Annotated in this window: 18 protein-coding genes; 1 reads left to right on the top strand and 17 read right to left on the bottom strand. The window is 48.8% G+C overall.

The window, feature by feature from the left end; genetic code table 11:
- Positions 1-34: 34 nt before the first annotated feature.
- The 3 genes from ACCC71_RS08240 to ACCC71_RS08250 form a co-directional block, all read right to left on the bottom strand.
- The gene (locus tag ACCC71_RS08240; RefSeq protein ID WP_434309153.1) at positions 35-1,933 is read right to left on the bottom strand and encodes a thiamine pyrophosphate-binding protein; all 1,899 of its coding nucleotides are present in this window, start codon (positions 1,931-1,933) and stop codon (positions 35-37) included.
- A gap of 106 nt (positions 1,934-2,039) precedes the next feature.
- Complete coding sequence (locus ACCC71_RS08245; protein WP_434309154.1) at positions 2,040-3,578, bottom strand: aldehyde dehydrogenase family protein; 1,539 nt, start codon at positions 3,576-3,578, stop codon at positions 2,040-2,042.
- A gap of 178 nt (positions 3,579-3,756) precedes the next feature.
- A complete protein-coding gene (locus tag ACCC71_RS08250; protein ID WP_434309155.1) occupies positions 3,757-4,584 on the bottom strand; it encodes a sugar phosphate isomerase/epimerase family protein in 828 nt (275 codons plus the stop codon).
- A 291-nt stretch (positions 4,585-4,875) separates the two neighbouring features.
- On the opposite strand from ACCC71_RS08250, the gene ACCC71_RS08255 reads away from it, so the two are divergent.
- Complete coding sequence (locus tag ACCC71_RS08255; protein ID WP_434309156.1) at positions 4,876-5,211, top strand: cyclic-di-AMP receptor; 336 nt, start codon at positions 4,876-4,878, stop codon at positions 5,209-5,211.
- A gap of 211 nt (positions 5,212-5,422) precedes the next feature.
- Here ACCC71_RS08255 and ACCC71_RS08260 read toward each other — a convergent pair whose 3' ends face one another.
- From ACCC71_RS08260 to ACCC71_RS08325, 14 genes are all read right to left on the bottom strand, one after another.
- Positions 5,423-8,074, bottom strand: a complete 2,652-nt coding sequence (locus ACCC71_RS08260; protein ID WP_434309157.1) for a DEAD/DEAH box helicase — start codon at positions 8,072-8,074, stop codon at positions 5,423-5,425.
- A complete protein-coding gene (locus ACCC71_RS08265; protein WP_434309158.1) occupies positions 8,067-9,761 on the bottom strand; it encodes a site-specific DNA-methyltransferase in 1,695 nt (564 codons plus the stop codon). The genes ACCC71_RS08260 and ACCC71_RS08265 overlap by 8 nt, the downstream gene beginning before the upstream one ends.
- A 159-nt stretch (positions 9,762-9,920) precedes the next feature.
- Entirely contained in the window at positions 9,921-11,231 is a 1,311-nt protein-coding gene (locus tag ACCC71_RS08270) for an AI-2E family transporter (RefSeq protein WP_434309159.1), read from the bottom strand.
- A 15-nt stretch (positions 11,232-11,246) separates the two neighbouring features.
- Positions 11,247-12,047, bottom strand: a complete 801-nt coding sequence (locus tag ACCC71_RS08275) for a peptidoglycan recognition protein family protein (RefSeq protein WP_434309160.1) — start codon at positions 12,045-12,047, stop codon at positions 11,247-11,249.
- Positions 12,048-12,193: 146 nt separating this feature from the next.
- On the bottom strand, positions 12,194-13,033 hold the full coding sequence (locus ACCC71_RS08280; protein WP_434309161.1) for an undecaprenyl-diphosphate phosphatase: 840 nt from the start codon (positions 13,031-13,033) through the stop codon (positions 12,194-12,196).
- Positions 13,034-13,044: 11 nt separating this feature from the next.
- Positions 13,045-13,719 (bottom strand): uracil-DNA glycosylase, encoded by a 675-nt coding sequence (locus ACCC71_RS08285; protein WP_434309162.1) that lies wholly within the window; start codon positions 13,717-13,719, stop codon positions 13,045-13,047.
- A gap of 16 nt (positions 13,720-13,735) precedes the next feature.
- Positions 13,736-14,494 carry an imidazole glycerol phosphate synthase subunit HisF gene (gene hisF, locus ACCC71_RS08290; RefSeq protein WP_434309163.1) on the bottom strand — a complete coding sequence of 253 codons (759 nt, stop codon included), beginning with the start codon at positions 14,492-14,494 and terminating at the stop codon, positions 13,736-13,738.
- A gap of 9 nt (positions 14,495-14,503) precedes the next feature.
- A complete protein-coding gene (gene hisH, locus ACCC71_RS08295) occupies positions 14,504-15,115 on the bottom strand; it encodes an imidazole glycerol phosphate synthase subunit HisH (protein WP_434309164.1) in 612 nt (203 codons plus the stop codon).
- The gene (gene glpK, locus ACCC71_RS08300) at positions 15,099-16,616 is read right to left on the bottom strand and encodes a glycerol kinase GlpK (protein ID WP_434309165.1); all 1,518 of its coding nucleotides are present in this window, start codon (positions 16,614-16,616) and stop codon (positions 15,099-15,101) included. Before glpK ends, hisH begins: the two co-directional genes overlap by 17 nt.
- Before the next feature lie 106 nt (positions 16,617-16,722).
- Positions 16,723-17,538 (bottom strand): HAD family hydrolase, encoded by an 816-nt coding sequence (locus tag ACCC71_RS08305; RefSeq protein WP_434309166.1) that lies wholly within the window; start codon positions 17,536-17,538, stop codon positions 16,723-16,725.
- Positions 17,535-18,188, bottom strand: coding sequence for a ribulose-phosphate 3-epimerase (gene rpe, locus ACCC71_RS08310; protein ID WP_434309167.1), 654 nt, complete (start codon positions 18,186-18,188; stop codon positions 17,535-17,537). The genes ACCC71_RS08305 and rpe overlap by 4 nt, the downstream gene beginning before the upstream one ends.
- A gap of 12 nt (positions 18,189-18,200) precedes the next feature.
- Positions 18,201-19,079 carry a ribosome small subunit-dependent GTPase A gene (gene rsgA, locus ACCC71_RS08315; protein ID WP_434309168.1) on the bottom strand — a complete coding sequence of 293 codons (879 nt, stop codon included), beginning with the start codon at positions 19,077-19,079 and terminating at the stop codon, positions 18,201-18,203.
- A gap of 1 nt (position 19,080) precedes the next feature.
- Positions 19,081-21,219 carry a Stk1 family PASTA domain-containing Ser/Thr kinase gene (pknB, locus tag ACCC71_RS08320; RefSeq protein WP_434309169.1) on the bottom strand — a complete coding sequence of 713 codons (2,139 nt, stop codon included), beginning with the start codon at positions 21,217-21,219 and terminating at the stop codon, positions 19,081-19,083.
- Positions 21,213-21,962, bottom strand: a complete 750-nt coding sequence (locus ACCC71_RS08325) for a Stp1/IreP family PP2C-type Ser/Thr phosphatase (protein ID WP_434309170.1) — start codon at positions 21,960-21,962, stop codon at positions 21,213-21,215. The genes pknB and ACCC71_RS08325 overlap by 7 nt, the downstream gene beginning before the upstream one ends.
- Between the last annotated feature and the right edge of the window lies 1 nt (position 21,963).

A 21,963-nucleotide genomic window follows, 5' to 3' on the forward strand; every position in this document is an offset into this window, starting at 1 on the left:
TAAGCCTCTGACAGGGGGGATGATTTCAAAAAAATCAATCAGCCTGAGAACGAACTACCGTAGCTTCTACTCCGCCCATCTCATCTGCAAATTTCAGACGTCCATTGCAGACATCAACGTTGTCTTTCTTCGTGTAGATATCGTTGATGTTCCAAACGCCAGGGGTCGGTACTGCGATGTTCTCCATCGGAGCATCGATCAGGTAAGGCTCGTTGCACGCAAGAGCTTCTTTCAGAGCATCTGCGAACTCATCCGCGCTCTGAATCTTGCGGGCCTTGATGCCATAGCCGCGAGCAATCGCCGCCCAGTCGGGGCTGTAAGGCTCCCAAGCCTGCTGGAAGGTACCAGCGCCGCCGGTGGTGTCGCCCATCTCAGCCGGACGAACCTTGAACTCCGTGCCCAGATGCTGCGCACAGTTCTCTCTCTCATTCTTATAATGCAGTCCTTCCAGACCAGCGATGGTTCCGAAAGCACTGTTGTTCATAACAATCCAGATAACCGGGATTCCCTGCTCTTTCGCGGTAGCGATTACACAAGGGTTCGCAGCACCAAAGCCGCCGTCGCCGGTCAGAGTCAGAACCACACGGTCCGGAGCAGCCAGCTTTGCGCCCAGAATAGCGCCAGCGCCAAAGCCCATGGTCGCAAGACCCGAAGGATGGTTGATCGCGCCAGGTACGGTGATATCATACTGCTGCGCTACACCATTCTTGTTCCAGCCCACATCGGTGAAGATCAGGGCATCTTCCGGAACCAGAGCCTTTACGTCTCTCAGGATACGCTGAGGAGTCATCGGGAAACGGCCATCGTCACAGATCGCCTGGTTATTCTTCTTAAAGTTTGCCTTAAAGTCTGCAATTTCTTTCCGCAGCTCCGGATGATCGATTCCTTCCGGCTTCAGTTCCTTGGCAGCTTCCAGAATCTGCGCCAGAGCGTGCTTCAGGTCAGCCACAGCGCCGATCATAACCGGATAGTTACGGCCGATCTCCGTGGGATCGATATCGATCTGCATAAATTTGGTAATGCTCTGGTTAAAGGTTACGCCCTTGTACCAGGAGGAGCTGTCGGCTTCTGCCATACGGCTTCCCAGAATCAGGATACGGTCAGCCTTCGTGGTCTTCTCATGAGTCAGCTCAAAGCCCCAGAAACCGGTCTGGCCCAACATCAGCGGGTGATTGTCCGGAATACAGCTCTGTCCCATCAGCGTACGGGAAACCGGGATATCCAGGAAATCAACCAGAGCAGCCAGCTCGTCGGAAGCCTGTGCCAAAAGCACGCCGCCGCCTGCATGGATCACCGGGTTCTTCGCCTCGATCAGCTCCTTGGCAATCGCTTTTGCCGTAGCCGGATCCAATGCGGGTTTGATGGTCTCGTGGGAATCCATATAGGTACGCTCCCAGCAGTCGGTCTCAATTTCACGGGAGAACATATCCATCGGTACGGAGATCAGAACCGGGCCCGGACGGCCAGACTCTGCCAGACGGAACGCCTTGTCCATGATTTCCGGGAAAGCTTCCGGACGGTCTACTCTCCAAGCTCTCTTTACGAAAGGCTTGTAGATGTCATACTGAGATCCGTCGCAGTGCATGTTTACTTCCTGATGGGGGTGTTTGCCATAGTAATAGCTCGGTACGTCGCCGGCGATGACTACCATCGGGATGGAGTCAAAAGCAGCGTTGGCTACGCCAGTGGTAGCGTTGGTCAGGCCAGGTCCAAGGTGGCAAATCATAACGCCTGCTTTATGAGCGACACGCGCATAACCGTCAGCGGCAGTGGCAGCGATCTGCTCATGGCGAACGCTAATATATCTCAGCTTGGTGGAGCGGCTGAAAGCGTCAAGCATGGCGATAACCGTGTGTCCGCAAAGGCCGAAGACATATTCTACGCCTCTGCGCTCCAAATAATCAACGAGCTGATCAGAAACTAATTTTTTCATGTGGACTCCTTTGGTTATTTTTATTTAGGCGGCTGTATTTATCAGCCTTTTTTATGTACCCCAACAGGGGAGAAATTCTCCCCTGCTAAGATACTTGCTTCATCATTTATTTTACGGCATCGTTGGAGTTGTAAGCGGAATACTGAACCTTCTCCATCTCCGGATCATAGAACTCACCGAACAGCTCGTCGTCTGTCTGCCAGTCGGGGGTCTCATACTCCCAGGATACCCAAGTCATATTCATGTAGTGATGCAGATGTACGTTCTCGGACGTAGCGTTTCCGCCCCAAGTACCGCAGCCAATGGAAGAAGTCATCGGCATACCGTTGTTCATAGAACCAGAGTTTGCCTTGGACTGAGGCTGACGAACCATGATACGGCCTACGCGGGCAACGGAAGCCAGTCTGTCGATGTGGCTCTCATCAAAGGTAAAGATACCAACGGAGTGGCCCTTGCCGCCTACTTCGTGAATTGCCATGATTGCATCGATTGCATTCTGGAACTCGCCGCAGTATTTGTGAACAGCCAGTACGGTGGACAGTTTCTCACGGCACCAGATTCCAGCTTCATCCTTGGTGTAAACGCCGGTACCATGGGAAGCGATCAGGAAACGAGTTCCTTCCGGAACAGGGAATCCAGCAGCCTTTGCCATATCTTCCGCAGACAGAGCAACCGTATCGGACAGTCTGTGAATGTCCTCATCCCACATCGCGTTTCTCATCGCCTTCTGCTCTTCTTCGCTCATGATGTAGCCGCCTACTGCCTGCAGCTCTTTCATGGCCTCATCCCAGATGCTCTCATGGATGATTACGTTACCATCGGCAGAGCAGCCGGAACCGAAGTCAGACGTTTTGGAACGCATCGTGTTGTCAGCTGCATGATGCAGATCTTTGATCGCGGTCTCGTCCCAGATCATGGTAGCATTGCCGGCGCCTACGCCGAAAGCAGGGGTACCGGAAGTATAGGAACGACGAACCACGCCCTGTCCGCCAGTGGCGATAACCAGATCACACTTGGACATCAGAGCCTCGGACATCTGACGGTTAATCTTAACGATCGTCTTTTTATCCTCACCCAGACCGCCGCCAAGGCACTGTACCAGGTCAACCGGAGCGCCTACGCGGGCCAGGCCCTCACGCATCAGCTCACAAGTCTTGTAGCTGGTTCCAGCCGTACGGGGATGGGGGGAGAAAATGATCGCATTTCTCGCTTTGATTGCATAAATGGCGTTTCCAGCCGGAGTCAAATCCGGGTTGGTAGCCGGGATAACGCAGGCAATAATGCCAACGGGTTTTGCATAGATTTTGATTTTTCTCTCAGGCAGTTCCTGTACGCAGCCAACGGATTTCTCTCTCAGGCAGTCACGCAGGATACCACGAATTTTGAATCTCTTGTTCTCACGGCTGATCGGATCGCCAAAACGGCTCTCTTTAATTCCGAGTTCAACCAGCTCATGGAAGGTCTTGGAGTTTGCAACCTTCTGGGCCACGGAACGGATCGTTCTGTCAATGTCTTCCTGACTCCACTTTTCAAATTCCTGCTGAGCTTTGTCAGCTTTTGCGAAGCAGGACTCGATGTCGTCGATCTGCTCCTGGGTCAGTCCCTTTGCTTCATAGACTGCCTTCATGTCAACCATTCTGCTCATGTCTCTTCCTCCTTGAATATAAGCTCAATTCGCCTTTTCGGGATTCCACAGTGTGGAATCCCGATTTCGTTCATTGAAATTATACTACACTACCATCCGTTCGTCAATATATTTTCAAAAACTGTATGAAAAAGATTTTTTTCATATAATAAATCAATTACTCAATATAGAGAATCAATTAGTCAATACCATGGGCAGCAAAGTATTCCTTTGCACTCTTCAGGCACTGTTTGTAGTGCTCCAGTGCGCCGTAAACTTCCACTCTCTTGTTATGAGGAAGCTCGATGGAGCAAACAGCCGTATCCGGAATTCTCTTCATGATTCCAGCAATATCCACGCAGCCTTCGCCGATGTACAGTCTAGCATCTCTTCCCGTATGGATCAGAGCCTCATTGTCATCCATCGCCGGGCGGGGCGCAGGACCATCGCACAGATGAACGAAGTTGAACCAATCGCGAGGGCAGTCATCCAACTCTGCCATGGTAACGCGGGAACGGTCAAAATGCAGAGTATCTACTAACAGACCAATGTTATCTGCTTTGGTGTAGTTGATGAACTCTTTTGCCGTCTTCAGATCCGGGCAAGCAGACCAGGTAACAAACTCAAAGTTGCAGGTAATGCCGTAAGGCTTCGTCATCTCGCACAGCTTGGCCAGCGTCTCTTTTGCATACTCGGTCTTCTGGGTCCAGCAGCTGGTGATCAGGTGATGGCAGTCATGCTTCTGTGCAAACTCGAAGGCGGGTTTCCATTTCTCCATATCTACTTCATCAGTCAAACGGAACAATTCGATATCGCTGAGCTTCATGCCAGTCTCGGCCATAGCCACGTCGAATTCTTTGTACATCTCCGGGTTTAAGTCAACCGCATAGTTCGGCTCGCCAGGGGTTCCCAGTAAAACCGGACGGATGCTGACAAAATCATATCCTGCAGCGGCAGCCAGGTAAACCATATCCTGCGGCGGAACCTTCAGGGCGCTCAGATGTGCGATAGAGAATTTTCTTTTCATTGTAAACTCCTCCTTGAATTTTGTTTTTTTACGATGATATTTTCACAGTGTGAAATCAACTGCTCTATGATTCATTATACTATACCATCATTGATTTTCCAAGTGGAAATGCGAGGATGATTCATTCTTTTTTTTCATCAAATCTATTTAATCTCTGCAACGATAGGGGGAGACGTCAACTTTTCCTCCATCAAATTCCACCTAGTGAAATCAAAAAATTAGCACAAATCTGCATTGCATCTTTTTCTGGCAGCGATTATAATATAGGGGATAAAAAAGGAGGTGTTTCCGATGAAAATGATTATGGCTATCGTTCAAAATGATGATGTGCCTGAACTAGTAGAGGAATTAAACCGCCAGAAATTCTTTGTCACAAAGATGGCGTCCACCGGCGGCTTTTTGAAGAAGGGAAATACAACACTTTTAACCGGTGTGGAAGATCATCTGGTGGAGAAGGTCTGCGGGATTATCAAACAATTTTCCGGCCGCCGCCGGCAGCTTGTTTTTGCGACAACGCCTTCCGCCGGCAGCCTTTGCTCCGGAGTCGCCTCTTCGGTTCCCGTGGATATGGAAGTGGGCGGAGCTACGATCTTTGTCCTTTCCGTAGAGGAATTTCAGAAAATTTAGTAGTAACAAAGAATTTCGCTTCGCGAAATTCTCGCGCCGAGTGCGGCCGCCATCGGCGGCATCTTCCTTTCGCGCTCGTGTGCATCCATAGCGGAGCGTTTTTTATTTCATGGGAAATTCCGTCGGAATTTCCCATGAAATAAAAAATAACCGGAAGGCGTTCCCCTTCCGGTTATTTTACACTCCATGATTCTCCATGGAAGTATTTGATTTATAGAGCGCAAAATTGTTTTGCCAACTGCAAAAAGGACGAATTGGATAAGATCTGCTTGGATGGAATAAATAAATACTGCCATTCCTTATAGCCATTGGCCCTGCCCCAGCGGGAAGCCGCCTCGCAGTACTGTACGCCGCGCTTTTTCTTGGCAATCACATCCGGATCGTTCAGCTTGTCTTCCCCCTTCACTTCAATCAGGTAGATCTTCTCTTCTGTCTCAACAACGAAATCCGGTTCATAACTGCGGCCATGGTTATACGTGATATTGAACTCTTGCGGATGAGGACGCAGCCAGTTTTGCACGTCCGGATCGGATTCCAGCACACGGGCAAGGGTCAATTCCCCCTCCTTGCTGTCAAACTTCGCACAGGAAAAGACCCCTTTCTTGATCCCAGTAAAAAGTATGGAACGAATATCTCCCCGGAATTCTTCGTATAAATCCACCTGTTCCCGATAGCTATACGTCTGTTCCAGGTTATATTCACGAGCGCCGATCACTTCCTCCCGCAGAAAACCATTTTCAAAATAAAAATGCTGCATCATCTGTGTGTAAATCTTATTTGTAATATCGCGCTTGTACATCATCACAATATTCCGCATTCCATTTGCGCCATACTGTTCCTCGTAATGCCTGCACAGCTGCGTAATCAGCCGAAAAAGCAAATCCGAGCACTTTTCATAATCGATCTCCGGTTTTCCGCGCAGCTCCGTCAAGATCACTTTTTGAGGATGATAGCCTTCAAAATCAATGGCATCGCCTTTGATCCGCTGCCGGTCGCTCATATCCTCCAAATTCTGGATCAGGAGTTCATTTTGAATCGGCATGTGGTTAAAATCCTTTAGCTCCAAATCAAAGTCGACAAACGCATATTCCTCTACTCCTGCGTCTGTGATTTTCATCCGTGGAATCGGAATAAATCGTTCCTTCGCAACCCGGTGCGTCTGCTTTGTCCTGTGTAAAAGCCATGCGGCGATGGGCATCTCATTTTCCCGGAAAATATCGCCTAAATCCTTATCCTCCGCAATCTTCTCTTTTACCGATTTCACAATCTGCTCGATCTGATGGTCGGTCACGGTGTGTTTCGGTGTGGATTGAATATGCCTCGAAACCTCTTTTTGTATCATTTCATCCGCTTTTTTAAAAATCATGTCGGCCACTTTCGATTGAGGCATCTTGGTATAGCGGTAAGCATCCCTGCACTCTTCTGAAAGAGCATCTTTAAAAGAAAGCTGCGTATAGACGATCTGTTCCGGCTTCATTTCTTCCGCTTTGATTACGTTTCCTGCCTTAAAAATCGAATCGCCCCTTTGTGCTTCCGCCAAAATGTCATGAAATTTATCATGGGCCGTCAACATAACGGCATCCACTTCTTTATCCCCCGTCCGCTCTCCGTAAGGCAGGCGCAGTCCGCGGCCCACCATCTGTTCCCGCAGAATCTTAGAAGCGGCCGTGCGGAGAGGAACAATCGTGTAAAGATTATTGACATCCCATCCTTCTTTTAGCATATTGACATGAATAATAATTTCGACCGGATTTTCCGGGCTTTCTACGCTAAGAAGCAACCGCGTATTCGCCTCGCTCTCAGCCCCCCGCTGTTTGGAATGGACAATAATAGTCTTATTCTTGTATTCTCCATTCCGAAACTCATCGGACCGGACAAACTGCTCCACCCACTTCGCGTGCTCCGTATCCTTGCAGACAATCAGCATACACGGTTTCACCACAGGCGTCCCATGGTTCGCCGCATATACTTCTAAATTCCGCTTTGCATTCTCGTGGCAGGCAATGCCATCCAGCAGCATCATTTTATCCAACTGTTCTTCGCCAAAATTATAAAAATCAATGTCTGTGCGGGTAACCGCAAAAGGCGTCCGCGTATATCCATCTTCAATAGCCTGGGAAAGCGGATACTCGTACACCACATTTTTGAATGGAATCTGCTTTTTACCTTTTGTGACCAGGGGCGTTGCGGTAAGCTCTAATCCCATCAGCGGATGCAGTTCATTGAGCGCCGCAGCGCCTTTTTCCGCCCGGTAATGATGCGACTCATCCATAATCAAAACCAAATCCGGCAAGGCGGACAGGTATTGGTAAAAAGAATCCCCGATAATCTCATTGACCCGCTTCATGTTCGCATCTTCTTTGTTGAATTTATCAATATTAAATACAAAAATGCGAACGTCCGACTCAAACAGGGAAATCTGCTTCGTTTTATAATCGTCGTCCGTCACAAGCTGCGGCGGTACGCCAAAACAGCCAAGACCACGAAATACATATTTCGGATTGCTTGGATTGCCCAAATCCTGCTTCAGCTTTTCGTATATGGTTGTATTTGGCGCGACGACAAAAAAGTTTTTGATGTCCTGGTTTGTATAAAGATACGCGATAAACGCGCCCATCAACCTGGTTTTGCCAACTCCGGTTGCAAGCGCAAATGTAAGGGACATAAATTCCCGCTCAAAATCGGAACAAATCGGATACATGGTATGAACCGTATCAAGAGCCGCCTTCAAATCCATTCCCTTTGTCATGGGTACGCGCTTCACGATCTCTTCCAATATTTTCAGGGATTCCGCCTGCGGCTTTCGCAGAGACAAAATGCCGCTGATATAGTCTATTGTATATTGCGGGAACTGATTACTCATCCCATTCTTCCTCCTCTGCATCAATGACCGGCGGACGTACAATATTAAGATTATAATCGGTTTTGCCAAATTCACAACGGGAAAGAAGCATTTGCGGTATCTTCTTTATTGTGATATTGGGATACGCTTTGTCGAGACCAGCGTCAAAAGACCGGCAGACAAGAATTAAATACTCGTCCTCTTCCATCGTGTCTTTAATCGAATCCAAAAAAGCGCTGTTCATATGGCGTGTTGTGACAAAAAGATAGGAATTCTCATTTCCTATCGACTGTTTCCAAAACAGTTCCGAGTCCGGCTGATAGGTAAAGCCCTCATGTAAAGCGATCGCTGCCGCCAGCATATCCGCGTCATACTCTTTGTTAATGACATACTCGCCAAAGGCATCTTGGTTCATCAAGGACGGCGCAAGCTCATAAAAACGGTATCCGCCGCCGCCCTGCCACGAAAGAGATTTCGTGACGCCGCTGCCATCGCTCCCCGCAATAATCCGGTCCAGCCTTGTCTTACAATGGGAATAAGCATGCTCCCCCATTTCAATCCCAATATATTTTCTCCCCATCTTATGAGCTACAGCGGCAGTAGTTCCAGAACCGAGGAAGGAATCCAACACAAGATCGCCTGGATTTGAATAGTAGCGCAGAAGCATTTCCAAAAGAGCCTCCGGCTTTTTCCCACCGTTAAAATCCACGCCGCCTTCCAAACGGCAATTTCCAAAACTCCCCGCATAATCGCAAAAATTTGATACCGGCAGATATCGATAACTCTTGCCTGTTTTTAGTTCTTCCAATCGTTTCATCGGAATGCCAGAATAAAACTTGCCTTTATTCGCCGTTGCCTTTTTGGGTCCGCTGATATATCGATAACCAAGGCCGTCTTCTCCGATTCCTTCCACTTTATACAAACAGCCAAGTCCGTCGATATCCTTTCTATCCACCAGATATAATTCAAAAAACTCTCCTGCGCTCGCCTTCACACGGGCCAACGAACCAGTCGCCCAGGTCTCCTTCAGCCCTTCCAGGCAGGGCTCAATCTCCTCTATGTGGTACTGTCCCGGCTTGAATATTTCTACGCGCTTATTTCCAAGCGTCACGACTTCGCCGACAGCGTCCTCCACCACTCTCCATTTAAATTTACTGATATCATATTCCACTTGCGGACGATTCAACTTGGCAAGGGGCCGCTGCTTGGCATATACATGGCACTGTTCTATCACTTTTTGATAATCGCTGTCCTCCGCCAAAGTCTTATTTGGATATCGAACCTGAACATAGAACGTATTCAGGTAATTACTCCTTCCGAAAATCTCATCCAATAATACTTTCAGATACGCGCCTTCCGAATCGTCGATCTGACAGCAAAAGACCCCGTCGTCCGCCAGTAGCTTTTTCAGGATTTGAAGTCTCATATACATCAATCCCAGCCAAGTACTGTGCTCCAAATTGTCGTCATAATGATCAAAAGCGGCGCCCGTATTGTAGGGGGGATCAATGTAAATGCACTTTACTTTTCCAGTATACTTACTTTCCAAAGCCTTTAACGCCAACAAGTTATCTCCGTGAATCAGCATGTTTTCTGTGTCCGGATCACTTGCACAGTTGGAAAGGGCCGTATCTTCGATTAGAAGTCTCGGCTCTATCTTTATCTGCTTATCCTTTCCATACCATGTCAGCTCCAACTTATTGGCCATTGTCCTGCTCTCCTTTGGGCACCTTCCAAGATGATCTCGTACATTATAGCACGGAACCCCCTAAAAAGTCAAAAGCCGTCCAACTGATAAGTATCCTCTTTACTGGATGTCCAGTAAGGAGGATACTTATCCTATAAGAACGGCTTTTCATCATCCTTTTTATTTTTTCTTTTTCCACGCCCGCTGTTTTTTTGCCTGAACCAGCTCTTCCTCCAACTCTTCCAGGCTCTCGCGGTAAACCGGTTTCTCTGTCTCCGAATCAATACAGACGATATTTTTAAACTCTGAAGTCTGGGGGGGAATTCCTTTCTTTTGCAGGGAACGCTCTACCCAGCGTTTTACCATCATATAAATGACGGCAAATACCGGCACACCAAATAACATTCCCACAAAACCAAATAGGCCGCCGCCGACCAGAATCGCACAAATCACCCAAAAACTTCCAAGTCCCGTGGATTCTCCCAAGATCTTTGGCCCTAGAATATTCCCGTCAAACTGCTGAAGAATCAGAACAAAGACAAGAAAAACCAAACATTTTACCGGGTCAATCAGCAAAATCAGGAATGCGCTTGGAATTGCCCCGATAAAAGGGCCAAAAAATGGAATTACATTGGTTACGCCGACGATCACGCTGACCAGCTCTTTATACGGCATATTCAAGATCGTCAGGCTGATAAAACAAATAACGCCAATGATCGCTGAATCCAGAATCTTTCCGCTGATAAATCCACTAAAAATCCGATTGGCATCGTGTAAATCCCGCAAAACAGCGTTTACATTTTTTACGGAAAAGATGCTATACAAGATTTTTTTTACCTGGGCGGCAAACTTTTCCTTGCTCATCAACACATACACAGCCACAATCAGACCGATACACATATTCAGGATTTCTTTTAAAACACTGTAAATTCCACTGGAAATGCTGATCACAATGCTGCTGAGATCCCCTAACGACTCTCCGCTTAACCATTTTGTTGCATAGTTAGACATAGAATTATAAAGATTCAGCGCAATAGACTCCGCTTCGGACCCATCTGGAAAGGTATTGATAATCAATTCTTCTCCACTGGACAAATAGGTCGATAGGTTTCTCGCCAGCATTTCTAAACTATCGTAAAGCTTCGGCAGCACCATCCAAAGCAGCACCACCACGATCAGAATCACAAACAAAAGACTCGCCGCCACTCCCAAAGCCCTTGCCATGCTGCGCGCTTTCTTGTCTTTATCTGGAAAAACCTTATGTCCCCAAAACAAAAACCAATGATTTTCAAAAAACCCCAACAAAGGGTCCATCAGGTAAGCAAAAATCAGTCCATAGATCACCGGTTTTAAAACGCCGATCAACATCGCCAGGAAAGCCTTCATAGACTGAAGCTGGGACAAAATCAGGTAAAAAATGATACTGGCTGCAACTACAAAAAATGCCGTAATTCCCCAGTGAATATACTTCTTGTCCAATCGAAACTTCATGTTTTCGCCCTTCCTTTATTCCGCTGTTGTAGAAGCGTTTACAGTTCCGTCTTCCCCTGCGCTTTTCTTTTCCTTCCCCGACTCGTCCAGTTCCATTTCTTCCATCGCTTTCTTTACGTCTTCCCGGAAAGCTCCCCAAGCGTCTTCATGTTCCACAAAGTAAAGGGGACATGCTTTTCCGCTGACATCATAATGGCGAATCACATCCTTCAACGGGTCCAAGTGGTATCGGCTGCACAGATAAGCGGTCAGCTTTACCACCGACGCATAGGTTTTCTCATTGAATTGTCCGGTCTCGTCCGGATGGCAGCATTCGATGGAAAGTGTGTCGTCGTTTCGATTATTCGACGCATAGGCGACCTCATCCACAGGTACGCAGGCCAGAATCTCACCGTCTAAGCCTACAATAAAATTACTGCTGGCATAGGTGTCCCCATTGTTCTTCAAATTTTCAAAATAATTCCGATTATTTTCCGCCGTGGTGCCTGGATTCGCCACATAGTGGACTACGATTCCCTTCACGCCGCCTGGAAGTTTTTGCCCAGGCCTGGAATATGGATTTACCGTCAGATACTTTTCTGTAATATAATCCGGAAGGCCGTAGGCAGACTCCGTGTCGTCCCCACTTAAAAAACGTACGATGCCTCGCACGCCCAAGAATGCGCCGACCACCAGTAAAATAGCAAGGCAAGCCGCAATCCCACGATTCACCCATACCCGAATAATCTTCTTTCTTCTCTTCTGTCTGCGAAGTTCTGCCGAGCGTATCCGGGTAGTGCTGGCCTGCTCCGCTTTTTTTTCTCCTCTTTCCGCCATCTGCGTTTCCCCCTTCGTACTCCACCTCTATCTTATCACAGATTCTCCGCCAAGAAGATTAAAATTTTCTTACGAAAATCCTTAAAAACGCCAAGTATCTTCCACAAAGTTATACCAAAATCTTTTCTTTTGGTATTGCATTCGTTTTAATGAGGCAAAGCCGTTGGAAAAATCACTGCGATCAATACGACCAGAATGCCTAACAAAATCCGATAATATCCAAAAATTTTAAAGCTGTACCGTTTGATGAAATCCATCAAAAAACGAATGACAAACAAGGATACAACAAAGGCCACCACCATTCCTAAAAGCAAGGTCGCAAGTTCCGCCCCAGTAAAATCCAGTCCATATTTTAACAGCTTTACTCCACTGGCCCCGAACATAACGGGAATTGCCAAGAAAAAGGTATACTCGGCAGCCACCGTCCGGGAGACCCCAAGAAGCATCGCGCCCAGAATCGTAGAACCCGAACGAGAAGTCCCCGGAACCAAGGCCAATACCTGAATCATTCCGATTGACAGAGCCGTTATCAAACTCATATCTCGGAAGCTTCGAATCTGCGGTTTATGGGAACGGTTGCGGTTTTCAATCACGATAAACGCCACGCCGTACAAAATTAAAGCCGCCGCTACCACTGGCCATTTATAAAAATGTTCGTCAAAAAAGTCATTCAGCAAAAGTCCGATAATTCCAGCCGGAATACAACCGACAATCACCTTTCCCCAGATATCCCAAATGTCTTTTTTTTGCTGCGCCGAGTGGCACTGACAAAATGGATTCAGCCTTTTAAAGAAAACAACGCAGACAGCCAAAATCGCTCCCAGCTGAATCACCACCCGGAACATCTCCAAAAATTCTGCGCTTACGTCCAAAGGCCAGAAACTCTCGAATAGGATCAGGTGCCCCGTGCTGCTTACCGGCAGCCATTCGGTAATTCCTTCGACAATGCCATAAAAAATCACCTTGATTACTTCAAAAAAATCCATACAATTCCCCTTTAAATATTTTCAATCTGCCAATCGATCGGTGTTTCCCCATGGGCGGTTAGAAAATCATTGGTCTTGCTAAAAGGTCTGCTTCCAAAAAATCCCCGATCTGCTGAAAATGGACTCGGATGAGACGCCTTTAGAATCATATGTTTTGGATTATTCAGCATAACCGCCTTTGTCTGAGCCGGCCGTCCCCAAAGAATAAACACAATTGGGCGGTCAATGGCATTTACGGTCCGAATCGCCGCGTCGGTAAACTCTTCCCAGCCGATACCCCGGTGAGAATTGGCTCGATGGGCCTGCACGGTCAAAACCGTATTTAAGAGCAGTACCCCCTGCTCCGCCCATTTTACCAGATACCCATGGTTGGGGATGTAGCATCCCAGATCATCCTGAAGTTCCCGGTAAATATTGACCAGAGACGGTGGGATTTCCACCTGTGGTTTTACGGAAAAGCATAGCCCATGCGCCTGACCCACGTTGTGATAGGGGTCCTGCCCCAGGATCACGACCTTTACCTTTGACAACGGCGTCAGCTCAAACGCCCGAAAAATATCATCCGGAGCGGGGAACACTTCATGGGTATTATATTCCTGCTTAATCGTCTGATATAACTTCGCATAATACGGCTTTTTAAATTCTGCCGATAACGGCTCCAACCAATCATTTGTAATCGCGCTCATCTTTTCGTTCCCCTTTTTACTGGCGTACTGGTATTCCTCTTCCTGCCAAATATTTCTTTAAAGCGTTGATTTCTAGCTCTTTATAGTGGAACAAGGACGCTGCCAAAGCCGCGTCGGCTTTTCCCTCTGTCAACGTATCGTAGAAATGCTCCATGGTCCCAGCTCCGCCAGACGCAATCACCGGCACCGGCACCGCATCTGCCACCGCGGCAGTCAACGCATTGTCATACCCCGCCTTGGTTCCGTCGCAATCCATGCTGGTCAACAAAATCTCCCCGGCTCCCAGTTCTACTGCCTTTGCCGCCCACTCTACAGCGTCCAGCCCAACGTCAATCCGGCCACCGTTTTTATACACGCTCCAGCCGCCGTCCGGACGGCGTTTCGCGTCGATTGCCACTACCACACATTGGCTGCCAAATTTATCCGCCGCCTCGGAAATCAGCTCCGGCCTGTTAATTGCCGATGAATTGATGGAAATCTTATCCGCGCCTTCCCGAAGCAAAGCTTTAAAATCCTCTACCGTACGGATGCCGCCGCCAACGGTAAAAGGGATAAAAACCTTTTCCGCCACCCTGCGCACCATATCCACCACGGTCTTTCTTGCGTCAGAGGATGCCGTGATATCCAAAAACACCAGCTCGTCTGCCCCAGCCGCGTCATAAGCCGCCGCAATTTCCACCGGATCTCCCGCATCTTTCAAATTGACAAAATTCACGCCTTTTACCACACGCCCCTCATGGACGTCCAGACAAGGAATAATTCTCTTTGTAAACATGACGCCTCCTTACTGGCCAAGGCCGGCAAAATTTTTCAGAATTGCCAGGCCGGCCGCACTGCTCTTTTCCGGATGAAACTGACAGCCAAACACATTTCCCTTTTCCACAGACGCATGAATATGGACTCCATATTCCGTGGAAGCCGCCACGATCTCCTCTTCCTTTGCCTTCAGGTAATAGGAATGGACAAAATAAACGTAAGGCTGCGCCGGAATCCCCTGAAATAGTTTAGCCCCCGGTTTCACATCGAGAGAATTCCATCCCATATGCGGAATTTTTAATCCCTCACAGGGAGGAATCCGCAAAATCTCTCCCGGAAGGATCCCCAGGCCTTCTACTCCCTCGCCTTCATCGCTTCGATCAAATAAAAGCTGCATACCCAGGCAGATTCCAAGAAGAGGCGTTCCCTGTTTTGCCACCTGACGAACCGTCTCCACCAGGCCATAAGTTCTCAGATTCCGCATCGCATCCCCAAAAGCGCCGACGCCTGGTAAGATCACTTTATCCGCCGACAGAATTACGTTCTCATCCCTTGTCACGACCGCTTTTTCCCCCAGGGACAGCAATGCCTTTTCCACACTTTTCAAATTTCCTGCATCATAATCAATGATCGCTATCATTACCTTCTCCTTCTATCGCCCAATTTCTAGCGCAAGCCACCGCTCTTTTCCAACCGTTCAGCCGCTTCTTTCGAACCGCTTCATCCATTTGAGGCTGGAACGTACAGTCCACTTCCCAGTTGGCTCGAATTTCTTTCGTATCTTTCCAGTATCCCACCGCTAAGCCGGCCAAATACGCAGCGCCCAGAGCCGTCGTCTCAATACAGCGTGGACGCACTACCATCGTCTTTAGAATATCTGCTTGAAATTGCATCAAAAACTGGTTTGAACTGGCACCTCCGTCCACCTGTAAGCTCCGCAGAGAAATTCCGGCGTCCTTTTCCATTGCCGCCAGCACATCTCCCGTCTGATAAGCAATGGATTCCAAAGTGGCACGAACCAAATGATTCCGGTTAAACCCTCTCGTGATACCGACCACAACGCCTCTCGCATAAGGATCCCAATAAGGGGCGCCAAGCCCTGTAAACGCCGGCACCACATAGGCCCCGGCTGTATCTGCCGCCTCTTTGGCAAGGGCTTCCGACTCGGCAGATTTCCGGAACAATTGCAATTCGTCCCGCAGCCATTGAATCGCTGCTCCTCCCACAAACACGCTGCCTTCCAAAGCATATTCCACGTTTTCATCCGCGCTGGCCGCAATGGTCGTGATCAGGCCGTTTTTTGAATGAACCAGCTTGCGGCCTGTATTCATCAATAGAAAGCATCCGGTTCCATATGTATTTTTTCCTTCACCCGGCGAAAAACAGCACTGGCCGAACAGCGCAGCCTGCTGGTCGCCGGCCACACCAGCAATGGGAATCGCTCCTCCCAATACCGTCGGGTCTGTCACGCCGAAAAGGCCGCTGGAAGGCTGTACCTTTGGAAGCATGGATTTGGGAATCTGAAACCAATCCAACAGTTCCTGATCCCAATCCAATTTGCGGATATCATACAGCATGGTCCGGGATGCATTGGTCCGGTCCGTCACATGGGCTGCTCCTTTCGTCAGCTTCCAAATCAGCCAGGAATCTACTGTGCCAAACAGCAATCGCCCCTCTTCCGCTTTCTTTCTGGCTCCCGGAACATGATCTAAGATCCATTGAATCTTGGATGCAGAAAAATAAGCGTCCGGAATCAGCCCCGTGCGTTCCGGCGTCTCTTCCGCCAACTTGGTCTTGCGAAATTCGTCGATGGCGCCCGCCGTCCTGCGGCATTGCCATACGATTGCATTGGCAACGGGCTCTCCTGTTTCCCGGTCCCAGACAATCGTGGTCTCCCGCTGATTCGTAATTCCAATCGCCGCAATCGCAGAGGGGCCTACTCCCAACTTTCCCATCGCCTCGCTGGCCACTCCCACCTGAGAAGCCCAAATTTCCATGGGATCGTGTTCCACCCACCCTGGCTTCGGATAGATCTGGTGAAATTCTCTGGACGCCACGCTTTTCATATTACCTTTTCGGTCAAAAAGGATACAGCGGGAACTGGTGGTTCCCTGATCCAATGCCATGATATATTGTTCCATTGCTTATCCGACCTCTCCTACTTCAAATTCTTTCCCCTCAAACAAAGCTGCTTGGCTCATGAATGTAAAGAAAGCAGAAGCGGAAAGAGAAGTCCGCCGGTCCGTTTTACTCCCATGCCACTTCCCCCTTCGCCTCTGCCAATTTCGTCAAAATATCCAGTACGCCGTCTTCCATCATCGGCTTTGTCAAATACGCGGCCGCCGCTTTCACTTCTGCTTTCGCACTGCCTACCGCATAACTGTACATTGCCTGGCGCAGCATCGAAAGATCGTTCAGCTCATCGCCAAAGAGCATCGTCTCCTCCGGAGCAATTCCCAGGCTTTCCTGCAGCAGGCGGATCGCATTTCCCTTTTGTACTTTCGGATCCGCAAAATCCACCCATTCTGGGCCGGATATCACACCGCTTAGCCGTTCCTTCCACGGTTCAATCAAGGCTGTACCAGGATGTTCGCTGCTCGGATCATGAAAAATGGAAAATTTTACTGCCTCTGAAGATACCGCGGAAAGATCCGGTATTTCCTGAACGGTAAAGCGATACTCCTCCCGCAGCAAATGTAAGAATTTCGCATCGGCCCCCTGTTTGCAGTAAGTCGCCTGGCTCGTCGCAATCAAAAGCTCACATCCCGGCAGCTGTTCCGCCTGCCGAAGCAACGGAAGCAAGTAATCCTGACGCATCGGAGTGGAAAAAAGGATTCGGGAAGCCGTACTTAAAACCGCTCCATTGTTGCTGATAAAAAAGATGCGGTTTTTGACCGGTGCAAAAAGCCGGTGTAAACTGTCTTCCTGCCGGCCGCTGGCCACCGCAAACTGGATTCCCAGCGCCCTTAACTGTTCAATGATGGTAAAATAAGCGGGATTCAACTGGCTCGTCCCATTGGGCACCAGCGTCCCGTCCACATCGCTCGCCACTAATCGAATCATAGCATCCATTCCAAAAAGGCTTTCACATTGGCCTCTGCGTCTCCTCGAAACACAGCGGACCCTGCCACCAATACATTGGCTCCGGCCTCCAACACGGAAAGTCCGTTGCCAAGCCCTACGCCACCGTCTACTTCAATATCCGTATCCAGATTTCGATCTGTCAAAAAACGACGAAGTTCCTGAATCTTCTCCGTCACATAGGGAATATATTTCTGTCCGCCAAATCCAGGGTTCACCGACATCAGCAGAATCATGTCCGCCTTGTCCGCCACCCATTTCACTGCGTCAAGAGGAGTCGCTGGGTTCAATGCCACGCCGGCCCGTACGCCCAAATCCCGAATTTTTTGCAGCGTCCGGTCCAGATGCCGGCAAGCTTCCGCATGGACCGTCAGAATATCCGCTCCAGCCTCAACAAAATCTTCTAAATACCGATCCGGATCTTCTATCATCAAATGTACGTCAAATACCAGCTTACTCTGCTTCCGCAAGCTGGCAATGACCGGCATTCCAAAAGAGATACTGGGGACAAAAGCCCCGTCCATCACATCCAGATGCAAATACTGCGCTCCGGCTCGTTCTACCTTTTCCACATCCTCCGCCAGCCTTGAAAAATCAGCCGCCAACAAGGAAGGTGAAAGAATCTTTTTCATTTGGTATCTCCTCTACCATTTTTTTCGTCCTTTCAGCTCTTGATAGATCTGAAGGTAATTCTCATATCGCTCTCGGCTGATAGCCTCTTCCTCTACCGCCTGCTTCACTCCGCATTCCCTCTCTCCCACATGGACACAATCAGGAAAACGGCAATGTTTCGAGGGCTCTTCAAATTCCGGGAAGTAGTCTTTCAGCTGGCCGCACTCGATTCCCTCCACATTCATAGAGGTGAATCCCGGCGTATCCAGCAGATACGTCTCTGCCTCCAAATAGAAAAGTTCCGTGTGCCTAGTCGTATGACGGCCTCTTTGGATCTTTTCGCTGACCGCTCCCGTTTCCATACCAGCCTCAGGATTCAGAATATTCATCAAAGAAGATTTTCCCACTCCCGACGGCCCGGCCAAAGCCGTTGTCTTTCCCCGTAAAATTTCCCGTATGCACTCCAGGCCTTCGGCCTTCTTCACACTCAAAAAACAAATTTCATAACCAGTATTTCGATAGATCGAACGATACGCTTCCGGTTCTTCCCCATCCCCCAAGTCGGTTTTATTAAAACAAAGGACAATCGGAATCCCCTTTTGTTCCATTGCAATCAAAAAGCGATCCAGGAGGTTCCAATTGGGAAGCGGAGATTTCACGGCAAAGACCAACATCGCTTGATCGATATTGGCTACCGCTGGACGAATCAGTTCATTTTTTCGCGGGAGAACAGAAATAATATTCCCCTCTCCCGCGTTTTCATCTGTAATATCAAATTCTACATCGTCTCCGACCAAAGGTTTTATGTTTCGATTCCGAAAAACACCTTTTGCCTTGCACGCATAGACGCGGTTGCGTCCATCGTGAACATAGTAGAACCCAGCAATTCCCTTGATGATCTTTCCTCGCATATCAGGCCGCAGGCGCTCCGCCGTCTTCCGGAACCGTCTCTCCTCCGTTCGGATCGCCCGCTGGCGGTTCCTGTACCGGCGGATCCGGCCGAGCCTGGGTCGGTTCCGGTCCGTAGCTGACAATGACCACGATCGTCTCGCCCTTTTTCACCGACTCGCCAGGAGATGTCTCCTGACCAATGACCGTTCCTTTCGGATTATCGTCATCATATTCATATCTTACGTCGATCAGGAGATCCACCTTAGACATCGCTTCCCGCGCTTCTTTTAAGGTCCCCCAACGCACATCCGGAACTTTTACGGAAGAACTGCCTTTACTGATCACAATATTCACAGTGGTTCCTTCGTCCACCGTCGAATGCGCCTCTACACTCTGACTGATAACCAAGTCTTTTTCTACTTCATCACTATTCTTCCGTTCTACAGAACCCAGAACTAGATTTCGATCTTCCAAAGCGGCTCTCGCCGATTCTTCCGACATATTTCGCAAATCCGGAACCTCGACCGGCTTCACAGTAGGACCGGCGCTGACAATCAATACGATCTCCGCATCCTTATCAATCACGCTTCCGATGCCTGGGTTAGTGCCAATCACCGTACCTGCAGCAATCGTCTCATGGTTTTGCTCTTGCACCGCATTGGCCACATTGGTAAATCCGGCGGACCGCAGAGAACGCCGCGCTTCCTGCTCGGTCTTCCCCTCTAAGTCTGCGGGAATCGCCAACTTATTGCTGCCAGTGCTCACCTTGACCGTCACGGTGGTGGACCGGTCCACAACGTCGCCTTCCTTATAATCCTGTTCTACAATCTGGTCCTTCGCATATTCCTCCGAAGGGATATATTCGGATACGCGGATCGTCAGGTTCAGATTCTTTTCTTTGATCTCTTTCTCCGCTTCTTCCACGGTTTTCCCGACAAAGTTTACCATTGTCACTTTCGTGGAGTCTGAACTTTCCGCGGTTGTATCGCTGGAACCAAAATCAAATACGCCGCAGGCACGAAGTCCAATAGCCGCTACGATAATGACGATCAGAACCGCCACGCCGATCATGATATAGGTTACAATTTTTTCAAAATGAGAATCGCTCTCGTCGTCCTCGTCGAACTCATCGTCGTATTCGTCGTCATACTCGTCCTCGTACTCATCCTCATAGCCGTCGCCTTCATCTTCGACGCCCATCTGGTACGCTTTCTCCGCACGCCGTTCTTCCTCTACCGATACCCGGCTGCTTCCCCGTTTGATCTGCTCGATGTCCGACTGGCGGAAAATCGTCGTTGGAGAATTGTTGGTCAAAGGTGCCATCTTCACAAAATCTCCGTTGGGCATGGATAAGCACTTCTTCAGATCCTCAATCAGCTCTGTAGCCGAGGCATAGCGGCGTTCCGGCTTTTTCTGGGTACATTTCAGAATGATTTTTTCCAGGCTGACCGGAATCAACGGCTCGTATTCTCTCGGAGGCACCATCTCCCCCTGAATATGCAAAAGAGCCACCGCAACGGTAGAATCGCCCTCAAAAGGAACCCGTCCTGTCAGCATTTCATATAACGTGATACCTAAAGAATAGATGTCGCTTCTCTCGTCGCAGTAACCGCCTCTGGCCTGCTCCGGAGAAATATAATGAACGCTCCCCATGGTATTGGAACTGATCGTCTGAGAGGACGCCGCGCGCGCAATGCCAAAATCGGTCACCTTCACCTTGCCCTCTCTCGAAATCATGATGTTCTGAGGCTTAATATCCCGGTGAATGATATGTTCCCGATGAGCCGCTTCCAAACCGCGCGCCACCTGCATGGTCACCTCAATGGATTCCCGAATCTCTAACTTTTTCTTTCGCTCAATATACTTTTTCAGCGTAATTCCGTCGATCAGCTCCATGACGATATAGTGGACGCCGTTTTCCTCTCCCACATCATAAATATTTACAATATTGGGATGGGACAGACACGCCGCCGACTGCGCCTCCATACGAAACTTCGCGACAAAACTCTGATCACTGGCAAATTCCGTCTTTAAAACCTTAATCGCAACAAACCGATTCAGCTTATGGCATTTGGCCTTATAGACATCCGACATGCCTCCTGAACCAATCTTACTGATAATTTCATATCGGTTGCCCAAAAACATACCTATTCTTAGCATATATTCACCTCATCTAGATCCGGCTCCACTAAAATCACCGAAATATTATCCCTTCCTCCGTTGTTCTTGCCTTCTTCCACTAATTCCGTTCCTAGTTCTTCCAGCGGCTCCGGCCTCGAAAGGGTTCTCTCTATCTCATCGTCTTCCACCATGTTCGTCAATCCATCCGAACACAGGAGAATCCGTTCTCCAGGATTTAAATCAATCTCAAAGAAATCTGCCGTTACCGTTTTGTCAATTCCTACGGCCCTGGTGATAATATTTTTCTTTTCCCAATAGCTTTCACTGTCTCGCTGCATCTTCCCGTCGGCCACCATTTCCTCGACCCATGAATGATCTCTGGTAACCTGGCGGAGATGTCTTCCCTCTTCCAGTAAGTACAAACGGCTGTCTCCGATATTCGCCACAAACATCGTCGCTCCGTCGATGGTCGCCGCAACCAATGTGGTTCCCATCTCCCACAGCTCCGGATTTTCGAAGGCCTTATTCCGTAAAACCTGATTTGCTTCCTGTATGGCGTCGTTCAGGACGGAAACCGGATTTGCTTTCCTGCTTTCCCGAATATGGCGAATCATCTGTTCTACCACACAACGGGAGGCAAACTCCCCGCCGCGATGGCCGCCCATTCCATCGGCAACCATAAACAAATTTTTCAAAGGACCCACCGGTTCTCTGGAAGCAAAAATATAGTCTTCATTTTCCTTCCGAACCAATCCGATATCGGTCCTGGCAAAAACATTCATC

Origin of the sequence: Hominifimenecus sp. rT4P-3, assembly GCF_051055405.1 — a bacterium.
GTDB lineage: Bacteria > Bacillota > Clostridia > Lachnospirales > Lachnospiraceae > Pseudolachnospira.

Coding starts and splice junctions, on each gene's coding strand:
- ACCC71_RS08240 (WP_434309153.1), bottom strand. CDS start 1,933: ATGAAAAAATTAGTTTCTGATCAGCTCGTTGATTATTTGGAGCGCAGA.
- ACCC71_RS08245 (WP_434309154.1), bottom strand. CDS start 3,578: ATGAGCAGAATGGTTGACATGAAGGCAGTCTATGAAGCAAAGGGACTG.
- ACCC71_RS08250 (WP_434309155.1), bottom strand. CDS start 4,584: ATGAAAAGAAAATTCTCTATCGCACATCTGAGCGCCCTGAAGGTTCCG.
- ACCC71_RS08255 (WP_434309156.1), top strand. CDS start 4,876: ATGAAAATGATTATGGCTATCGTTCAAAATGATGATGTGCCTGAACTA.
- ACCC71_RS08260 (WP_434309157.1), bottom strand. CDS start 8,074: ATGAGTAATCAGTTCCCGCAATATACAATAGACTATATCAGCGGCATT.
- ACCC71_RS08265 (WP_434309158.1), bottom strand. CDS start 9,761: ATGGCCAATAAGTTGGAGCTGACATGGTATGGAAAGGATAAGCAGATA.
- ACCC71_RS08270 (WP_434309159.1), bottom strand. CDS start 11,231: ATGAAGTTTCGATTGGACAAGAAGTATATTCACTGGGGAATTACGGCA.
- ACCC71_RS08275 (WP_434309160.1), bottom strand. CDS start 12,047: ATGGCGGAAAGAGGAGAAAAAAAAGCGGAGCAGGCCAGCACTACCCGG.
- ACCC71_RS08280 (WP_434309161.1), bottom strand. CDS start 13,033: ATGGATTTTTTTGAAGTAATCAAGGTGATTTTTTATGGCATTGTCGAA.
- ACCC71_RS08285 (WP_434309162.1), bottom strand. CDS start 13,719: ATGAGCGCGATTACAAATGATTGGTTGGAGCCGTTATCGGCAGAATTT.
- hisF (WP_434309163.1), bottom strand. CDS start 14,494: ATGTTTACAAAGAGAATTATTCCTTGTCTGGACGTCCATGAGGGGCGT.
- hisH (WP_434309164.1), bottom strand. CDS start 15,115: ATGATAGCGATCATTGATTATGATGCAGGAAATTTGAAAAGTGTGGAA.
- glpK (WP_434309165.1), bottom strand. CDS start 16,616: ATGGAACAATATATCATGGCATTGGATCAGGGAACCACCAGTTCCCGC.
- ACCC71_RS08305 (WP_434309166.1), bottom strand. CDS start 17,538: ATGATTCGATTAGTGGCGAGCGATGTGGACGGGACGCTGGTGCCCAAT.
- rpe (WP_434309167.1), bottom strand. CDS start 18,188: ATGAAAAAGATTCTTTCACCTTCCTTGTTGGCGGCTGATTTTTCAAGG.
- rsgA (WP_434309168.1), bottom strand. CDS start 19,079: ATGCGAGGAAAGATCATCAAGGGAATTGCTGGGTTCTACTATGTTCAC.
- pknB (WP_434309169.1), bottom strand. CDS start 21,219: ATGCTAAGAATAGGTATGTTTTTGGGCAACCGATATGAAATTATCAGT.
- ACCC71_RS08325 (WP_434309170.1), bottom strand. CDS start 21,962: ATGAATGTTTTTGCCAGGACCGATATCGGATTGGTTCGGAAGGAAAAT.